This is a genomic window from Aquimarina litoralis, assembly GCF_039523995.1.
Taxonomy (GTDB): Bacteria; Bacteroidota; Bacteroidia; order Flavobacteriales; family Flavobacteriaceae; genus Aquimarina; species Aquimarina litoralis.
Map to the genome: position 1 here is coordinate 414,378 of NZ_BAAAGE010000003.1, position 16,469 is coordinate 430,846.

General features: G+C 30.3%; 10 protein-coding genes. 6 read left to right on the forward strand and 4 right to left on the reverse strand.

Features of this window, described 5'->3' with window-relative positions:
- The first annotated feature begins 108 nt into the window (after positions 1-108).
- Positions 109-315, forward strand: a complete 207-nt coding sequence (locus tag ABD077_RS25230) for an integrase core domain-containing protein (RefSeq protein WP_425545870.1) — start codon at positions 109-111, stop codon at positions 313-315.
- A 43-nt stretch (positions 316-358) separates the two neighbouring features.
- Here the strand turns inward: ABD077_RS25230 and ABD077_RS16260 are convergent, their stop codons facing one another.
- The 3 genes from ABD077_RS16260 to ABD077_RS16270 form a co-directional block, all read right to left on the reverse strand.
- Positions 359-1,015, reverse strand: a complete 657-nt coding sequence (locus ABD077_RS16260) for a hypothetical protein (protein ID WP_343913306.1) — start codon at positions 1,013-1,015, stop codon at positions 359-361.
- A 157-nt stretch (positions 1,016-1,172) separates the two neighbouring features.
- Entirely contained in the window at positions 1,173-2,057 is an 885-nt protein-coding gene (locus ABD077_RS16265) for a M56 family metallopeptidase (RefSeq protein ID WP_343913307.1), read from the reverse strand.
- Positions 2,058-2,059: 2 nt separating this feature from the next.
- Positions 2,060-2,416, reverse strand: a complete 357-nt coding sequence (locus ABD077_RS16270) for a BlaI/MecI/CopY family transcriptional regulator (RefSeq protein ID WP_343913308.1) — start codon at positions 2,414-2,416, stop codon at positions 2,060-2,062.
- Positions 2,417-2,746: 330 nt separating this feature from the next.
- On the opposite strand from ABD077_RS16270, the gene ABD077_RS16275 reads away from it, so the two are divergent.
- Positions 2,747-4,054, forward strand: coding sequence for a fasciclin domain-containing protein (locus ABD077_RS16275; RefSeq protein WP_343913309.1), 1,308 nt, complete (start codon positions 2,747-2,749; stop codon positions 4,052-4,054).
- Positions 4,055-4,800: 746 nt separating this feature from the next.
- Positions 4,801-5,460, forward strand: coding sequence for a hypothetical protein (locus ABD077_RS16280; RefSeq protein ID WP_343913310.1), 660 nt, complete (start codon positions 4,801-4,803; stop codon positions 5,458-5,460).
- Between the two features lie 977 nt (positions 5,461-6,437).
- On the opposite strand, the gene ABD077_RS16285 is transcribed toward ABD077_RS16280, so the two are convergent.
- Entirely contained in the window at positions 6,438-9,908 is a 3,471-nt protein-coding gene (locus ABD077_RS16285) for a glycosyl hydrolase family 28-related protein (RefSeq protein ID WP_343913311.1), read from the reverse strand.
- Between the two features lie 223 nt (positions 9,909-10,131).
- Between ABD077_RS16285 and ABD077_RS16290 the strand changes: the two genes are divergently transcribed.
- The 3 genes from ABD077_RS16290 (at position 10,132) to ABD077_RS16300 (ending at position 16,244) form a co-directional block, all read left to right on the forward strand.
- On the forward strand, positions 10,132-10,860 hold the full coding sequence (locus ABD077_RS16290; RefSeq protein WP_343913312.1) for a hypothetical protein: 729 nt from the start codon (positions 10,132-10,134) through the stop codon (positions 10,858-10,860).
- 165 nt (positions 10,861-11,025) lie between these two features.
- Positions 11,026-14,064: a T9SS type A sorting domain-containing protein gene (locus tag ABD077_RS16295; protein WP_343913313.1), complete on the forward strand. Its 3,039-nt coding sequence runs from the start codon at positions 11,026-11,028 to the stop codon at positions 14,062-14,064.
- A 35-nt stretch (positions 14,065-14,099) separates the two neighbouring features.
- On the forward strand, positions 14,100-16,244 hold the full coding sequence (locus ABD077_RS16300) for a carbohydrate-binding domain-containing protein (RefSeq protein ID WP_343913314.1): 2,145 nt from the start codon (positions 14,100-14,102) through the stop codon (positions 16,242-16,244).
- Positions 16,245-16,469: the final 225 nt, after the last annotated feature.

The window sequence follows — 16,469 nt, forward strand, 5'->3', positions numbered from 1 at the left end:
CCAATAATAGACCTAAATTTATCTATAATCAAAACAAAGCGTGGTGTTTAGGTAAAAACATAACACCAATATACTCAGAGCTAGAAAAACCAATGCAAAAACGGTTACGTGGAAGGATTTAATAGAAAGTTTAGAGAAGATATGTTAGATGCTTATCTATTACAGAGTCTTAAGCAATTTCATTTGATAACCGATAAAACAATCACCGATTATAATCACAATCATCCTTATGAATCCTTCAGAGGAAAGAGCTCTAGGTATATTTGTAAAAAGAAAAATCCCATTGTCAGCTTAAACCGGCAATGGGATCAATAATGAATTTATTTTTAAATTATAGAATGTCTTAAGAATTATAAGTTTACATTTCTTTAAATACTAATTTGAGCGTCATTTGATAATCGGTGCTCATTCCGTTTTTAAGCTGAGCCGGTATCATATCTGGTAATTTTAGATTAGTAACATCAATATTTTTCAACTCTGCTTCTAGTTCAGGTAATGAAGATCTTAAGTTGTTGGCTATATAAGCCCTGCCATTAGAATCAACTGTAAGATTGTAATTAGAGTACATTTCATTTATTTGATTATCATTAATTATTTTATTTAAAATTTCTTTATCAATTAATGAAAATAGTAAGGCATTAATTTCTTTGTTTACACATTCCTGTATGCTATCATTATCGGTTAGGCTTATACATTTTTGAGTTTTTGGGTAAACTATACCTTGAGATTTTTCAGTATCATTATTCGCTGCTATATTAGCAAGGCTTTCACCCTCGAAGTGTAAATCGTAGCCTACTATCTTATTAGTGTTAATATCATAGTCTACTTGTTTTAGTTCTTCTTCGATAACAAATGTCTTTTTAAACTGACCGATACAGCCTGTTTCACTTTCTTTTTCATAGTATTGAGTACCGTATGACACATCTACTGTCAATTTTTTACTAGGTAATTTTTCCATTTTATACTCTTGTCCGGGTTTTAGATAGGCAGCCCTTATATAATTTTTAGAATCCATAGGACGTATACGTACAATAATCTCATTCGGGTGACTAGATCTTAGATTTAAATAATTCTTATTGTTTTTTTCTATGACGGGGTCTTTTAGTAGACAAGATGATTCTTTACTTAAATCTATTAATGATCCAAAATTTTGATTTTGATTGTTTAGAAAATTATTCGTATAAGGCGTTACTAGATGTATACATAAGAGTAATACAAATGACCGGACAAATTAATAGATATTTAAACTTGTTGATTTTTTTTGATTTTCTTTTTAGTATCATTTTTATTCTATTTTTAATTAAACGTGTATTATAAAAGTTGTTTGTAAATTTTATTCCTTTAGAGTCAAATGCCTTATTAAGTAAGAGTTGTATGTATATATTTTTTTCGAACTTAAACACTGTTTCTTGGTCTGCAATGAATTCATGTATCTCTGCTAACCTTGATTGGTATATCTTTATTATTGGGTTCCACCAAAAGATGATTTTAATTATTTCGATATATATAAGATCAAGAGAATGTTTTCCTCTAACGTGTGCAATTTCGTGCTTTAATATTTTCTTCTTTTCATAACCATGAACCTGATCACCTAGACAAATAGTATTAAAAAAGGAAAAGGCCTCCTTACTATTAGGAATAACAACTACTCGCATATTCTTTACTTTCTGGTATGTTTTTAGCCTCATTAGCTTACTTATTCTTTTTAGAAAAAAGATTAAATTTATAAGTATACCAATGATATAGATCACTAATATCCAATTAATAGCTTTTTTTTGAGAGTGGTTTGTGTCTTGAATCATAGTCTCAAGTGTATAAGGCTGATCACTTGTATTGTGAGTGATAAGATGTTCCACTTGATTGATATAATTAGCTACAGGTATTTTAGTTTCAAAAATTGGGGGTATTTCTACAAAAGGTAAAATCAGAGAAATTGATACCGTGACTAGCAGATAATAACGATTCCATTTAAAAAATGTCTCTCTAGCAAAAAAAATGTCGTAAATAAATATAAATAAAAGATGAAGAATTACGATATGTAATGTATAATGTAACATAATTATTGTGTTTTTATTTCTTTTAAAATTTCCTCCAATTCATTAATGTCCATTTCTTTATTTTTTATAAAAAAAGAAACCAAGCTTTTTACGGATCCATTAAAATAGTTGTCGGTTAGCTTATGTAAGGATTGTGATGTATATTCTACTTTTTTCAGAACAGGAAAGTATATATACCCCTTTCCCTCTGGGTAATGGGATACAAATTCTTTGCTTTCAAGAATTCTGACAATGGTAGAGACTGTATTGTAAGCAGGTTTAGGCTTGCCTAAATCTTCAATTATGGACTTGATAGTTGCGGTTTTCTGTTTCCATAAAATACGCATAATTTGCTCTTCGGCTTTAGTAAGATGAATCATTTAACTATGGTTTTAGTTGAAGCAAATATATATCTTAATCCATACAACTAAAAACTTAGTTAAAAAGTAAAGTCTTTAATTCTAAAGTAGTGTCACTTTGTTTAAAAATAGTAGGGATTATTAGTAGTTGAAGATTAGTGTTTAGTTTGTATCTTTTTGATATAGTTGTTTTTATGTTATGATTAAATATTAAGCAAAAAAAAAGTTAGGTAAGAATATTTTGATTTTATTTTAGGGTAAAAGTTAAAGGTTAAATAAAATTAAGACTCCTAGGTTCTATTTTCTGAAGGTTTGTTGTTTAATCAATATATAACATAAAAATATAACATAATGAAAAATTTATTCAACTTAACAGTAACAGTATTGGCAACTTTTCTATTTTTCTCCTGTTCATCAGATGATCTAAATTTGGAGAATCAAGGTACAGAGGATTTTAAAACTGAGTCTTCAATAACAAATGCTTCGATAATAGAAGTTTTAAGGCAAAATGAAAGATTAACTACATTGGTAGAAATCTTAGAAGAAACAGAATTCTCTGAAGCTTTGTCGGGTAATGATAACTTTACAATTTTTGCTCCTACTAATGAAGCATTTTCTTCTTTAGAAGGTGATCTGGATTTAGAAAGTTTAATCGAAACTTTATCGTATCATGCCATTCTCGGAAATTTCGATTCTAATTCCTTATTAGAGCTAGACTCACTAGAAACTCTTCAGGGTACAGATATAGAAATTAATATTAACGAAGTAAATGAAATAATAATTAACAACAGCGTAAAGATAATTACGACAGATATTCAAGCAACTAATGGAGTAGTCCATATTATAGATCAGGTTCTCGTTCCGAATTTTTCAGATGATGAGCAGTCTTTAGTAGATGCTATTGCATCTGTACAGGATTTATCAAAGTTTTCAGCTTTATTAAGTTCAGAGGGTTTTAATGAATTCGTAGAGGCTGAGGAATCTTTAACCATTTTTGCCCCATCCAATGAAGCTTTTGAAACTTTGGAAGAAATTCCTTCAGGTAATGAATTATCCAACATTTTACAATATCATATTGTTAGAGGTAAATTAGCGACGGAGGATCTAGTTTCAAAACAAACAATCCTAACAACTCAAGGAGATGTTCTATTTGTGGAGCAACAAGAAGGAAGTTTGGTTATTAAGGGAGAAATAGAAATTTTAACTACAGAAATAGAGACATCCTCAGTCATAGTGTATAAGATAGATAGTGTTTTAATCCCTAACGGTGTTCAGACTATATCTGGAATTATTAGTACTACATCAGAACTTTCAACATTAAGTGAGATTTTAAGCGCTACTGACTTTAATAGAATATTAAATGAGGAAAGTTCTTTTACTATTTTTGCACCTACTAATAAGGCTTTTGAGTCACTAAATGAACTACCGTCTAATGTAGATTTAGCTGAAATTTTACTTTATCATGTTGTAGCAGGTTCTTTTGAAATTGAGCAGTTGGTATCAGCAGGTGTTTTCTCAACAATTCAGGGACAGGAAATTAAAATAGAAAGAGTAGGAGATGATGTAATTTTAAATGATAAAATTAAAATTGTTGTAGAAGATGTTGTGGCTTCAAACGGAAGGATAAACATTATTGATAATATACTTTTACTTCCATAATAAAAAGTAATTGATCATAATTAAGCTTGTATAAAGGACCTAGAAATAGGTGCTTTATTATTGTAGTTATTCTATTATTTTGAACAGATGGTCTTGATGGACTACATGTTAAATATTCATAATACCATAACTATAATAAAATGTATTATATAATGAGAAATAATCAAAATTTGTTTTTCCGATATATATATATAATAAAAAAAACCTATAAAAGCGACATTGTATGAGTTATGTCGTTTAATACATAGGGTAGCGATTATAAGTTTTGTAACATAAATATTCAAAACTTCTTATTCTAAGAAAGTTAATACCCCAAGGCTTGCCTCGTGAGTAAAACGCAAACAGTTGGAAAACCAAGCAATCCTTTGAATGCTCTGTGAGCTTGCTCCGGATATTTTTACTTTTTTCAAAAAAAAATCAAAATGACTTCAATAAGAGCTGATAATTGATGCAAATTATATTTTAGCATTTATCTTTTAGCATTTATCTTTTAGCATAAATGAATAAATAAGTACTTAGATTTTTATTATAAATAATATTTTTAGATTTAATATCTACTCTGTATATCGTTGATCGCGAAGATGTCTGTAATGCTTTTATAAAATAATATCACTAATGCTAAAAACAGAGCAATTATCATCAACTAAATCCTTAGTTAGGAAACTAATTTTGACCAAAATAATTAATTGTGCTTTAATTATATCGATAATTACAGCACGTAAATAAATCAACTTAAAAATTTTATTATGGTTAATTACACAAAATTATTTAGAATTATGACCTTCTTGCTAGTGATGTCATTGGTTATAACATCTTGTGAGAAGAATGAAGAAGTGCAATCCCCGCAGATCCAAGAGGTAAGTGATGAAGTGATTGAAAATGATGCAGATTTTATTGCTTTAAGAGATTTGCTGTTAAACAATGTGGACTTAATTAAAAATTCAATGATTGAAGAGGGTGTTACCCTAACTGAGTTCAAAAATGTTGTTATTGAAGATGATCAAGCAAAAATGCAAGAGTTTTTTGAGGCAAATCAAAAGGAAATTTCACAAAATTTTATTTTGGCAAAAACTCATTATGAAAGTTTAGTTGCAAAATATCCAATTGTAGCGCAAGAAGTAAATAATGCTGTAGATTATAGCAATATGTCTAAACAAGACAGAATCAGTATGTTTGATGGCATTGATAAATCTAACTTTTTAAGTACTTCGTCTGCTGCCAAAAATGACAGAAGACAGTGTAGCTGGCGATACTATACTTGTTTGATATCTATTGGCGCACCTGCTTTCGCTTGTGTTGTAGGTGCTGGCTCTACCGGTGTTGGTTTAGTTATTTCATATTCTTGTATTATAGGCTTTGGTGCCGGGGCAATATTATGTGCTGATTCATTCTGTTGGCCTTTTTAGTCTGAGTAGATAACTTAGATAACAGAAAATTATAAAAGTTTGTAATTGTGGAATTTGTTTGAGATTTCATTAGTTTAGCGACCCTAAATCAATATTATTGATTTAGGGTTTTTTAGTTGAGAGATTCCAGTATAAAGAGACTAGCCTCTTTAATAAAATCTAAAAAAAATTAACCAAAATTTTATGGTTTTTTTTGGACTCGTTAGTAGGTTTTTATTGTTTTACGAATCAGGAATGTCTAATATAAAAGTTACCAAAAAGATGTAACAGATGTATCTAAACAGAATACAAATTGGTTTCATTCAAAAACCAAGATGTGAATATACTTCTTCTTTTAACGCTAAGAGACTTAAGATAGTTTCGGTGCTGCAAATAAACTTGGATTATTACGGTTTTAACAAAAAAGCGAAAGAATATTACTATCAATCGAAGAGGTAAATTGTAAAAATGATTGTCCACTTTACGTAATAATGATATGATTTAAGCGTCATTCAGAATTTATTTCGGAATCTCATTATATTCATAAACAGCTATTTGAGATGAGAACCTAAAACAAGCCTGTCTTCCTCAGGTAGATTCATGTTGACGACAACAATTTATTACACTTTACAGGTGTTCAATTATAAAAAGTATAAATATAGTATTATTGGCAATTTTTGGTATAATTTAAAAAACAAATATGTTAAAATCAAATTAAGACAAATAAGTGGAAAACGTATAAGCTAAACTCAAATTCTATTGCTAAATTGCCTGTAAAGCATAAAAAAATGATGGTCATTCAATCTTGCTAAAAAGATTATAACCTTTTGAGATATCAACGCTTTAAAATACTTTTCTTGAAAGCACTAAAACTAGAAATTACAATTACAATATATCCGTTTTATGTGAGAGCTTCGGATTATCTATAAACAAAGCCTAGTGCTTATGAAATAGTCAATATAACTAAATAATAACGTTTCTAAAAGATTTATGTTTAGTTATTCCTCTTTAATAAATCGAATTATCAAACTTTTCTTTTTCTCATTACGAGGTAAGATTTTCAAAAAATAAGAACCTGAGTTTAATGTTTTTAAATATTCAGTAAAATCAATTGGATCATTGTTGGCAGCATTTCTTTTTTTGATTTCAATTGATTTTAAGATTCTCCCTGTATAATCTATAATAATGGCATTAGCTCCTTCCTTAAAACTATAGTTAGAACAACTAAGCTTTAAGTTTGCTCCATTAGTTGGATTAGGATATAACGTACAAGAGTTTATATTTTCACTAGTTTTATATGATATAATATCTTCTGTTTTTCCTCGGTTTGAACTACTAAAATCAATAAATCCGCGGCAATGTAACCATTCAGAAAAGCCTTTGCCACAAGCTTTTGTGCTTTTATTCCACGCGCCGGTATTAATTGGTCTTGATTCTGATTGAATTATCGTATTTTTAAGTTTTATATAATCAACTCTTAGGTCATAATTAGGGCGATCGTTGTCGAATCTAATCTTAATATTGCCGTTAGGCAGGTCTCTAGTATAATTGTAATTTTGCCATTTATCAGATACAGTCCAAGTTTGTAATACTTTATTATTCACTAAAAGACTCATTTTTTCTTTGCCAAATTTACCTTTGGCTCTTATGTCTAAATTATTCTCTGAGCTTCCTAAACCGATTTTTAATGTCGGGCTACTGAATGTAGTATTTTCTTTAGAACTAAAACTGAAAAGATTATTATTTTTTTCTATTCGAGTTATAATTAAAGTTATAACCCCATTTGTGTCAGAATTTATTAAATCTGACAACTTTGTACTTTTTAATTCTAGAATCTCTCTAATACCGTTCCTACTTTTAATTTTGCCTAAAAAAATAGTTTTAGTATTATCAACTCCTCCGCCAGAATTGTTATTACTATTATAAATTCCACCACCGGATAAAATGTTTCCAGGAGCATTATCATAATTAATCTCATTACGATTAGAGAGTTGATCTTTTTTGTTACCTTCTGCCCAAAATTCATTTAATTTATTTTCACCATAAGAACTTAATTCTTTTAGCCCGAAAACATTAAATTCCCACTCTTGAATTAATCTCTGGTTTTTTGTGGATATTTCTATATTCAACTCAGAAAAATTTACCTTCCGATCAATATCGGAAATATCAAACCTAAGATAAATTTTATTATCAAATATGCCGGGATGTTCTCTTGATTGTAGATCAGAATCACCCCCAAAATTATTCTTCGATTTATTAGCTGCTTTTATCGTGGCATCTGCACCTTTTCCATAAGATGTACTTCTTGAAAGATTATAGACCGAAACTATTACATCATCTTGGGTGGTATATTCTCCATCGTTAGCACTTAATCTAAATTTATATTCTCCGCTTTTGGCGAAATTAATTTTTGGATTAATTTCATTAGAGTCAAAATTCACTTCATTTCCCGAAAGTTGTTTCCAATTGTATTCAACAAAACAGTTTTGATTGGGTTGTCCATCATCATTAACAATTCCTTTAAGAAAAAAAATCTCATTAATAGTAATGCTTTCATCCTTTCCTGCATTAACTACAGGAGGCTTATTAGATGAGGAAGAAGGGTAGCCAACATAGAGAGGAAACCCGCTTCCTCCGATCCCATAATCTGCTTCGCCTTTAACTAGCTTTCTAGAAATATTTCCTCTTTTTTCTAAAATCAGGTTTGAGTAGGGATTGTTATTAAAATTTGCCTCTCTGATTCCGGAGAATGAAACTGAAGAATTTTCTGAAACAAACAAAAAGTCATCACTAGCAGGTCCGTTTGAGTAAATAAGCCCTCCTAGTACCTCTGTTTTACCTCCATTTATAGTTTTGATTTTTGTTCCTCTGGTTTCGGTTTTCAGTCCTAATATCCATAGATTAGAATTATTATTTAAAATATTTACACCTCTTTCGGTAAACTCTGAATTAAATTGCCTGGCCCATACATTTTGATTTTTAAATGTAACATCTGTTAATACCACATCTTCTAAAAATAGGTCTGCACCCCCTGATGTTTTATATCCTTCAGGTCGCATAATGGTGTTTTTAATAATTAGAGTTCTCTTTGCTTGATGATTAACCCCATTGGCAATTGCTTTAAATCGCTCAATAATCAAAGGTTGGTTACCACCAATAATATTAAATCTACCAGTTCCTGCAATAAGCCCTTCTGTACCGATAAATCTTTTCACAGTTTTAGGAATGGTTACATTCTTGTTCATTATATAACGTCCATTTCTGAATGATGAAACTGGTACAAAAATAGTGGAAGCACCAGAGTTTAATGCTTTTTGAATGGCATCACTATCGTCTTCTCGGTCATTACTGTTTGCTCCGTAATCATCTATGTTGACCCATTTTCTTATGGGCTCAGAGGGTATTCTTGGGGTTTCTTTTATTGTTAAATTTAGAGATTTTTCTATGTTATTACATAGTTTTATCGGGTTTTTAGAAACAAACTCATCAATGTTTTTTTCTGATATAGTAATCACTGGTGTAGTTCCTTGAAATTCATAACTCAAGGAATTTTTATAGCCGGAAGTTTTAACATTTCTTATAAATATTTCATTCCCATATAAGATAGCTGGTTTTTTAGACGCATTACCCTTACCTCTAAGCTCAGAATCTATTATTGTTACATAGGAACCTTGATTCTTAGTTTTAATTGCAGTCACCTCATTGAAACTTTTCAAATTTCTGATATTTATAACTTGTTGTTTTATGAATAAACCAACTTTATTCTGATTTTTTATACTTAAGTTTTCAAAAGTTATACTATTTACATTAAAATTTGTTTCGATAGCAGTGTCGAAACCTAGTATTTCAACATCCTTAACTAATAAAGGTCCTATTTCATTTGTGTAGGCAAAATCTAATCCAATTTTTCCTTGTCTGTCTTCAGATACTATATTTACATCAAAAATCCCACCTTGATTATTAGCTTTGAATTGAATTCCAATTGCTCCAGGATTGTTTTTACCTACGTTTATAGTAATATTACGAATAGCATTTCGAAATCTTTGAGCAGCACCAAGTCCTGTCCATATTACTGATCTGGGTTTACTGGTATTTTGATAGCGTGGAGAATTATTTTTCAATTTAATTATAGTACCGTTCTTATTTTCTCCTTGCATAATCGTGTATCTACAAGATTGTTCTGTACCACAATTAATGTCATTATTAGAGACCCTTGGCCATTCAATTCTATCCGATACTATATAGACACCCTTTGGAAAATATATTATGAACTGACCATCAGGATGATCTCGAAATGCTTTATTAATTGCATTAGTATTATCTGTTACGCCATCACCCTTTGCAAAGTAAGGAGACTTTGTGATATCAATTACCCCAGAATCTGATGGAAATTTGATATCCTCTTGCGAGAAAAGAAAATTGAAATTGAATACAGAAATTAGTATAAGGAATATTACTGTCTTAATCATCACTACAAAATTTAGTTCTATAAATTTAGTGAGGAATAATCTTTGTGAATTTACAAGAAAAGCTACCTATTTATAATAATTGATTTTAATAACCCTCAACCTGTGTAAATATGTAGTTAGTTGTTTTTTAGCACTATATTGAAAATAGAGGCAGTTTTCAGAAAACAAAAAATACATGTAATTATTAATTTCAGCATATTAATCAACTTTAAAAACAACAATCATGAAATTATTTAAATTCACACAATTTGTTATCTTATTATTAACAATTACATTGTTTACAAGTAATTGCACAAAAGATGAAATAGACTCTACAGAGCTAAACTCCTCTAAGGCATCTTCATTAATTAAGAAAATAAGCGGAGAACTTAAATTTTTAACAAAAGCCCCTCGATCCGTAGAATTAAATGAATTGGTGTCCGACGATCATTTATTTGTTTTCTTAGAAAAAACTAATCATCGCCTAACGAAAGATTTGAAGCTTGATTTATCTAAACCTGGGGACTATTTTCCTGATTCAGTTCCTGATAATTTGCAAAATTGGAAAACATTGAACCCTGGTATAGTAAAAAAAGGGACTAAAGTTCATTCTGTCTACTTTCATTATGATAACGAGACATACAATCAATCTTTGAATGTACAAGACTATTTTAACTGCAAAGGGCAGTACCAAGTGAATGGAAAAATAACATTTAACAGACCTATATTAGGAATAATTATGAGAGCTTCTGGAGGGAAGAAAAACAATAGTCTTATTAATAGTGATAAAGAGGTAGGTCTTCCTAGGGTTGATTATTGTGAGCATAATTTTAGACATTTTCCCGGTATTAATGTAGCTGATGGGTGTAAATCCGATAGGTTTGTTTTAAGCCAAGATCGCAGAACATTAACTGTAAAGAACAATACAGACGTTCATCATGACAATTATAGAGTAATATTATTGGCAGAATAAAAATAAGAAGTTTATATTTTTTGTCCCGATATTGAAATCCACTTAATTAATGATTAAAAATAACTTTTATAATGATCACCAATAATTAAGTGGGTTTTTATAAACCTATGCTTTCTTTTGATAGTATCCTTTACTATTATAATCTACATCTTAAAACCTGACCAAATGAAAATTGCTTTTTACACTTTTTTTGCTTTTACGTTATTATTCACTTATATAAATTCGAAAACTAAGATTAGTATTTCTGATTATATAGAGATACCACCTTCACCAAGTCAATTACCAATAGTTTTACCTATCGAGGTGTTAGGTAAGGAAGGTGTGATTGAAGAAGTTCAAATTCATCTAACTGCCAATCAGGCTTCAGTCGGATCAAAACTTTGGTTGTTAGTAAATAATTTAAGTTATCAGGGGAAGTCAAGTATAAAGGTCAATGAGGGAAATTGGATTTCTTTAAACCATAAAACTGCAGAAGTATATGACAAAGAAATGGCTTATGGAGGAATGGCACACGGTGCTATGAATACGATTCGATTAAAGGTGCCAATTAAAGGTTTAAAAAAGGGGATAAACAAAATCAAATTTCGTTTTAATAGATCTGACGGTATATCCATAGGTTACAGAGTAGTAAGATTAAATATATTGGATAAAAATGGTCGTAATATATTAGATAAAAGTGTTTTTAAATTTGATATTCCGAAAGACTGGAAAAAGCCAATAGGAAGTTCTGTGGAAAATGGTAGGAATTTATGGTTTAATAGAAACAACCTTTGGAATCATTATGATCTGAGAGACAAACACGGCTTTTGGTACGGTCATAAATTACCTGTTAAGCGAAAGATCTTAGCGAAATGTACAGACTGCCACACAAGGGATGGAAGGGATTTAGAAATGTTTAGTTATTCAAATAAATCGATAATAGAAAGAGCCAAATTCCATGGTTTAACAGAAAAAGAAGGGAAAGACATTGCCGCTTATATTAGAAGCTTATCAAAAAAAGATGGAGTTAATAGGTATGGTAGACCATGGAATCCACCATATCAACCAGGACCGGTTTTAAAGAATAAACCAATTGAAAGATGGGCCGCAGGAGCGGGTTTAGGGTGGGTCTTAGAAAATGATGATCAGATGGTGCCCTATTTATTTGGTAAGAATATATCAAAATATTCTGTAAAGGATTATTTTGATTCGGATAAAATGGACGACCGTACTACAATACCACTTTCTATTCAGTTACCAGACTGGAAACACTGGCTTCCAATTGTTCATCCTATGGATGCTTTTTCTAAGAGTAACTTTATCCATAATCAAGGAACAAAACCATTAGAAGCAACAAAGAACTTTTTGGATTGGCTTAAAACTAATAAGGAGAACACAGCAGAAATAAAGAAAAATTTTATAGAAAAACATGCAAGATGGTATAATACCTTTAGGTTTTTTATACAGGATGGAGCAAAAAAACCTAGACATTGGAGAACAAGATTCAATGATAGTCCTGCATTAAAACATTTGACTGCGGGAATTCACGGGGAGATAGCATCGACAAGTTTAGCAAGGTTTATGGCTGTTAAAAACTTTGAAATAATGAACGAGTATGGTTTGCAGGATAAAGCACATTGGTTCGTGTTAAAAGAAGATCAGCCTGGAGAGCGTCAATGGCCTTCAATAAGGTACAATGTGTTCGAAGTTCCTCCTCATTTTACAGGCGTTTCTTATGATGGAGATAGTAATAGTTTTGAGGGTCAAACAAAAGCTGCTGGTATTTATGAATCAACAAATTGGTACAATCTTCAGTTTGTTTTAAATGGTGGGAATGGTTTTGTTAGAGGGGTTCAGCCATCTGATTTTAATTACCTCAACGAATTTATAGCAAAGAATTCTATAACTTCTGGTAGGGATGAACCTGTTCGTTATTTCTCAACAATTAATCAAATGTATCAAATAAGAAGCTGGAGTGGTAATCTTGGAACTAAACAGATAGGAAGTTATCACCCTAGAGAAAAAGGTTTTAGGATAAGGAATCAAGGGCCCTTTAATTTTATAGGTATACATCATCAAAATCAAATGTGGTATGGTAAGGGAAATCCTGAAAAAATATTGGAACCATTAACTAAAATTCATCCCAAGCTTGATAAATGGGTAATTGATGCTTTGATACAGCAGTTTTTAGTGGAGGTTAGAAAACCAAAGAATGGATTAGATAGATGGGACCGTAATCAAGATGATATTTGGGATAAAAAAGAATTACAATACATGTTAGATAGAAAGAATATAGTTAAAATACGTGATCTAAGAAAAGTAGGGCTCTATCAAGGTCATTTTGCTGCAAAAATGTATTATACAATTACACGCTTAAAAAAAACAAAAGTAGATTGCAATCTTTTAAACAAGCTTATCAATTGGTGTCATAGGGCATGGCCTAATGTGAAACAAGTAGGTAATACCAGCATACCTTTTGGTTTTAAGGGATTGTTGGATAGAAATTGTGGTCAGGAAAATTGCGAGAACAACTTTAATCTTGATAGTAATATTTTTAGAATAAGAACAAAGTATAATAAATGTGTTACGGTTAATAACCAAAATAATATAGTTGTTCAAAGAAGTTGTACAGATCATAGTAATAATGAATGGAAACTTGAAAAAGTAGGGAGTAGTTTCCGACTAAAAAATATATTTTCTGGAAAATATTTAGATATCATTAATCCAGATAATAGTAGTTTCTTAAGGGTTTCTGATACTAAGAATTCTAATCAACTATGGTCAATTACTAAAAATAAAAATTGTTCTTTTGAATTAAGAAATATAAAGACAAGTAAATTTATGAGTCTAGAAAGTGAAGCAATAAAAAATGGGATTAGATTAGAAATTTTAAATAAAAATCAAATTTCAAAATCACCAAATAAAGAGTTTTATCTTGAGTTGATTAATCAGCAAAAATCTAATATTATTGATGAAGAAAATTTTAAAATACCTGAATTAAAAATTTATCCCAATCCTGCTAAAGAATCTTTAAATATAGCATTTTCTAATTTTAACGAAGAAATTCGCATTGAAATATACACTATTAACGGTAAACTAATAGATACAGTTACCAGTAAAAGTAAATTATCAAGGATTAATACGGGTAGACTTAAATCAGGTATTTATATTCTGAAAATAAAAGGAGAGAATATTAATGAAACTTCTAAATTCATCAAATTATAATTCTATTTCAAATGATTATCACTCAAAATATGGGTTTGAATTTATTAATAAGAAAATTTTATTTATTAATACCTTTTAGTATTCTATTGTCTATAGAAAATATAAATGCGCAAAATCAGGAACAATTGGATTTTCGTGATCCAAGCGAATGGCCATTTACTAAACACTCAATATGGAATATGCCTATAGGTAGTGATGCTAATTACAAAGATGCGAAATTCCAAAATGCGCGTTATGTTGGGATTGACACCCAACATATTATTATAACTAATAACAATGATCCTATATATAAGGCAATAGATAGCCCTACTTGGGGACCAGGTCGTTGCTCTGGATCTGAATACTTGGGTTTTGATGTGCCATTTCCAAAAGAAAAAATCATTCACGATGCAGGTAACAGTCCTTATGGAAATACTCCAAATGCCAATTTTGTAATAATCTATCCTGATGGGGAAACAGCCTTAGAAGGTAGTAAGATTGCACGTTGTAAAAAAAATGGAAAAGTTTATTTTTCCACATTCATGAAATACCCTAATAACAGAAAAAGAATTAATATTAAAAAAAATGATGGGGTAAAAGGAGTAAGAGGTCAAGGAGCTACAAAAATGTCAGCATTAGGAGGTACAATAAGATTAGGCGAGCTTACAGGAAAGAAACCATTACGACATGTAATAAAAATTAATCCATGGGCAGCCAAATACTGTCATTACTCGTCAAAGATTCCAGGATATAAATGGCCAGCTACAAAAGCTGATAATTATGCTGGAAATTCAAGTCATCCACAAGCTTACAATAAAAAAGCAGATCCTGATATAGTCATGGGGTCATTATTCGCTATTCCTCCAAATTTAAAACCTCAAGACATCAATATTAAAACAGAACCCGGTAAAATACTGTTCAAAGCTCTTCAAGACTATGGGATGTACTTTACGGAAAATGCAGCGTGGGATGCTTGGAATATTATAGCTGAGGAAGGTGTTCAAGAAGAAGTAGAACATAAGTATAATATTGACTTGGCAAGTACTAATGGTATCTGGAAAGATGAAGTGAATAAACTAATGAGAGCATTACACGTAATAACCAATAATTCTCCCAATAGCATAGGCGGAGGTGGAATACCCAGAAGAACATTAGCACCTGATTTCAAAAACTTGAGTAAAGTTATCATAAGAGCTAAAGGAAAATCAGGAAAGGAGAATATGAGGCTTATTGTAGGAGATAAGGTCTTAAAAAAATGGATTAACGTAAAAAAGAGTTATAAAAATTATTTTTACAAAGGAGTATTACCTTGCAATAGTAATACAGTGAAGGTTGAATATTATGGAGACGATGGGCCACATAAAGAGTTAATAGTTGATTATCTAAAAATAGATAATACAATTTTTCAGTCTGAAAAGATGGAAATCAACACAGGGGCTTGGGATAATGATAGTAGAACTTGTGGTAAAAGTTACAGTGAAAAAATTCACTGTAACGGATTTATAGAGTATAAATTAAGAGATACGAATTTTACTAGCATTACTATTAGAGCAAAGGGAAAATCAGGAAAGGAGAACATGAGGCTTTTGGTAGGAGATAGGGTGTTAAAAAAATGGACTAATATAAAAAACAGTTACAATAATTATTTTTACAAAGGAGTATTACCTTGCAATAATAATACAGTAAAGGTTGAATATTACGGAGACGATGGACCACAGAATGATTTAATTGTTGATTATCTAAAAATAGATAATACAATTTTTCAGTCTGAAAATATGGACACAAATACAGGGGCTTGGGATAATGATAGTAGAACTTGCGGTAAGAGCTATAGCGAAATAATTCATTGTAATGGTTATATAGAATTCAAAACTATTAATAAAGCTAAATCTGATACTGATAATGATTTTGATTTAATAAGATTGCAAGACGAGTACGATATTAAATTATTTCCTAATCCATTATACGAAGGTAATGATCTAGGTATAAATCTTGTATGTAACGAAGATAACGAAGCTTTTAAAGTTGAAATTTTTACTTTATCAGGTAAAAAAATATTTAGCAGTAAATTGAAATATCCACAAGAGGAAAAATATGTAATACCAAGACATGTTTTTTCTTCTGAAGGAATCTTTATTATAAAGTTTACGAACATAAAGAATGTTGAAAAACCTATTATTAAAAAGATTTTAGTTAAATAATTTTTTTAATTACTTATTTTCAACACATAAAGAACTCCCTCTGGGATTCAAGTTGTAAACTTCCCTTTTTTAGAGAAGGTTAAAAGTCTTTGGCTCAGTTTCTAGATAGGATGTTGCTCGATTCTAATTTATTAATGCGATATGGAAACCTTCTTTAATAAAGTTAGGGTTACTCTATTTAGCATTTAATATCGACGTCGGGATAAGTACTTTTTGGTAAGTAGT

Excerpts from the sequence above, each read along its gene's own strand:
- ABD077_RS16265 (WP_343913307.1), bottom strand. The coding sequence starts at position 2,057 with ATGTTACATTATACATTACATATCGTAATTCTTCATCTTTTATTTATA.
- ABD077_RS16260 (WP_343913306.1), bottom strand. The coding sequence starts at position 1,015 with ATGGATTCTAAAAATTATATAAGGGCTGCCTATCTAAAACCCGGACAA.
- ABD077_RS16285 (WP_343913311.1), bottom strand. The coding sequence starts at position 9,908 with ATGATTAAGACAGTAATATTCCTTATACTAATTTCTGTATTCAATTTC.
- ABD077_RS16275 (WP_343913309.1), top strand. The coding sequence starts at position 2,747 with ATGAAAAATTTATTCAACTTAACAGTAACAGTATTGGCAACTTTTCTA.
- ABD077_RS16290 (WP_343913312.1), top strand. The coding sequence starts at position 10,132 with ATGAAATTATTTAAATTCACACAATTTGTTATCTTATTATTAACAATT.
- ABD077_RS16280 (WP_343913310.1), top strand. The coding sequence starts at position 4,801 with ATGGTTAATTACACAAAATTATTTAGAATTATGACCTTCTTGCTAGTG.
- ABD077_RS16270 (WP_343913308.1), bottom strand. The coding sequence starts at position 2,416 with ATGATTCATCTTACTAAAGCCGAAGAGCAAATTATGCGTATTTTATGG.
- ABD077_RS16295 (WP_343913313.1), top strand. The coding sequence starts at position 11,026 with ATGAAAATTGCTTTTTACACTTTTTTTGCTTTTACGTTATTATTCACT.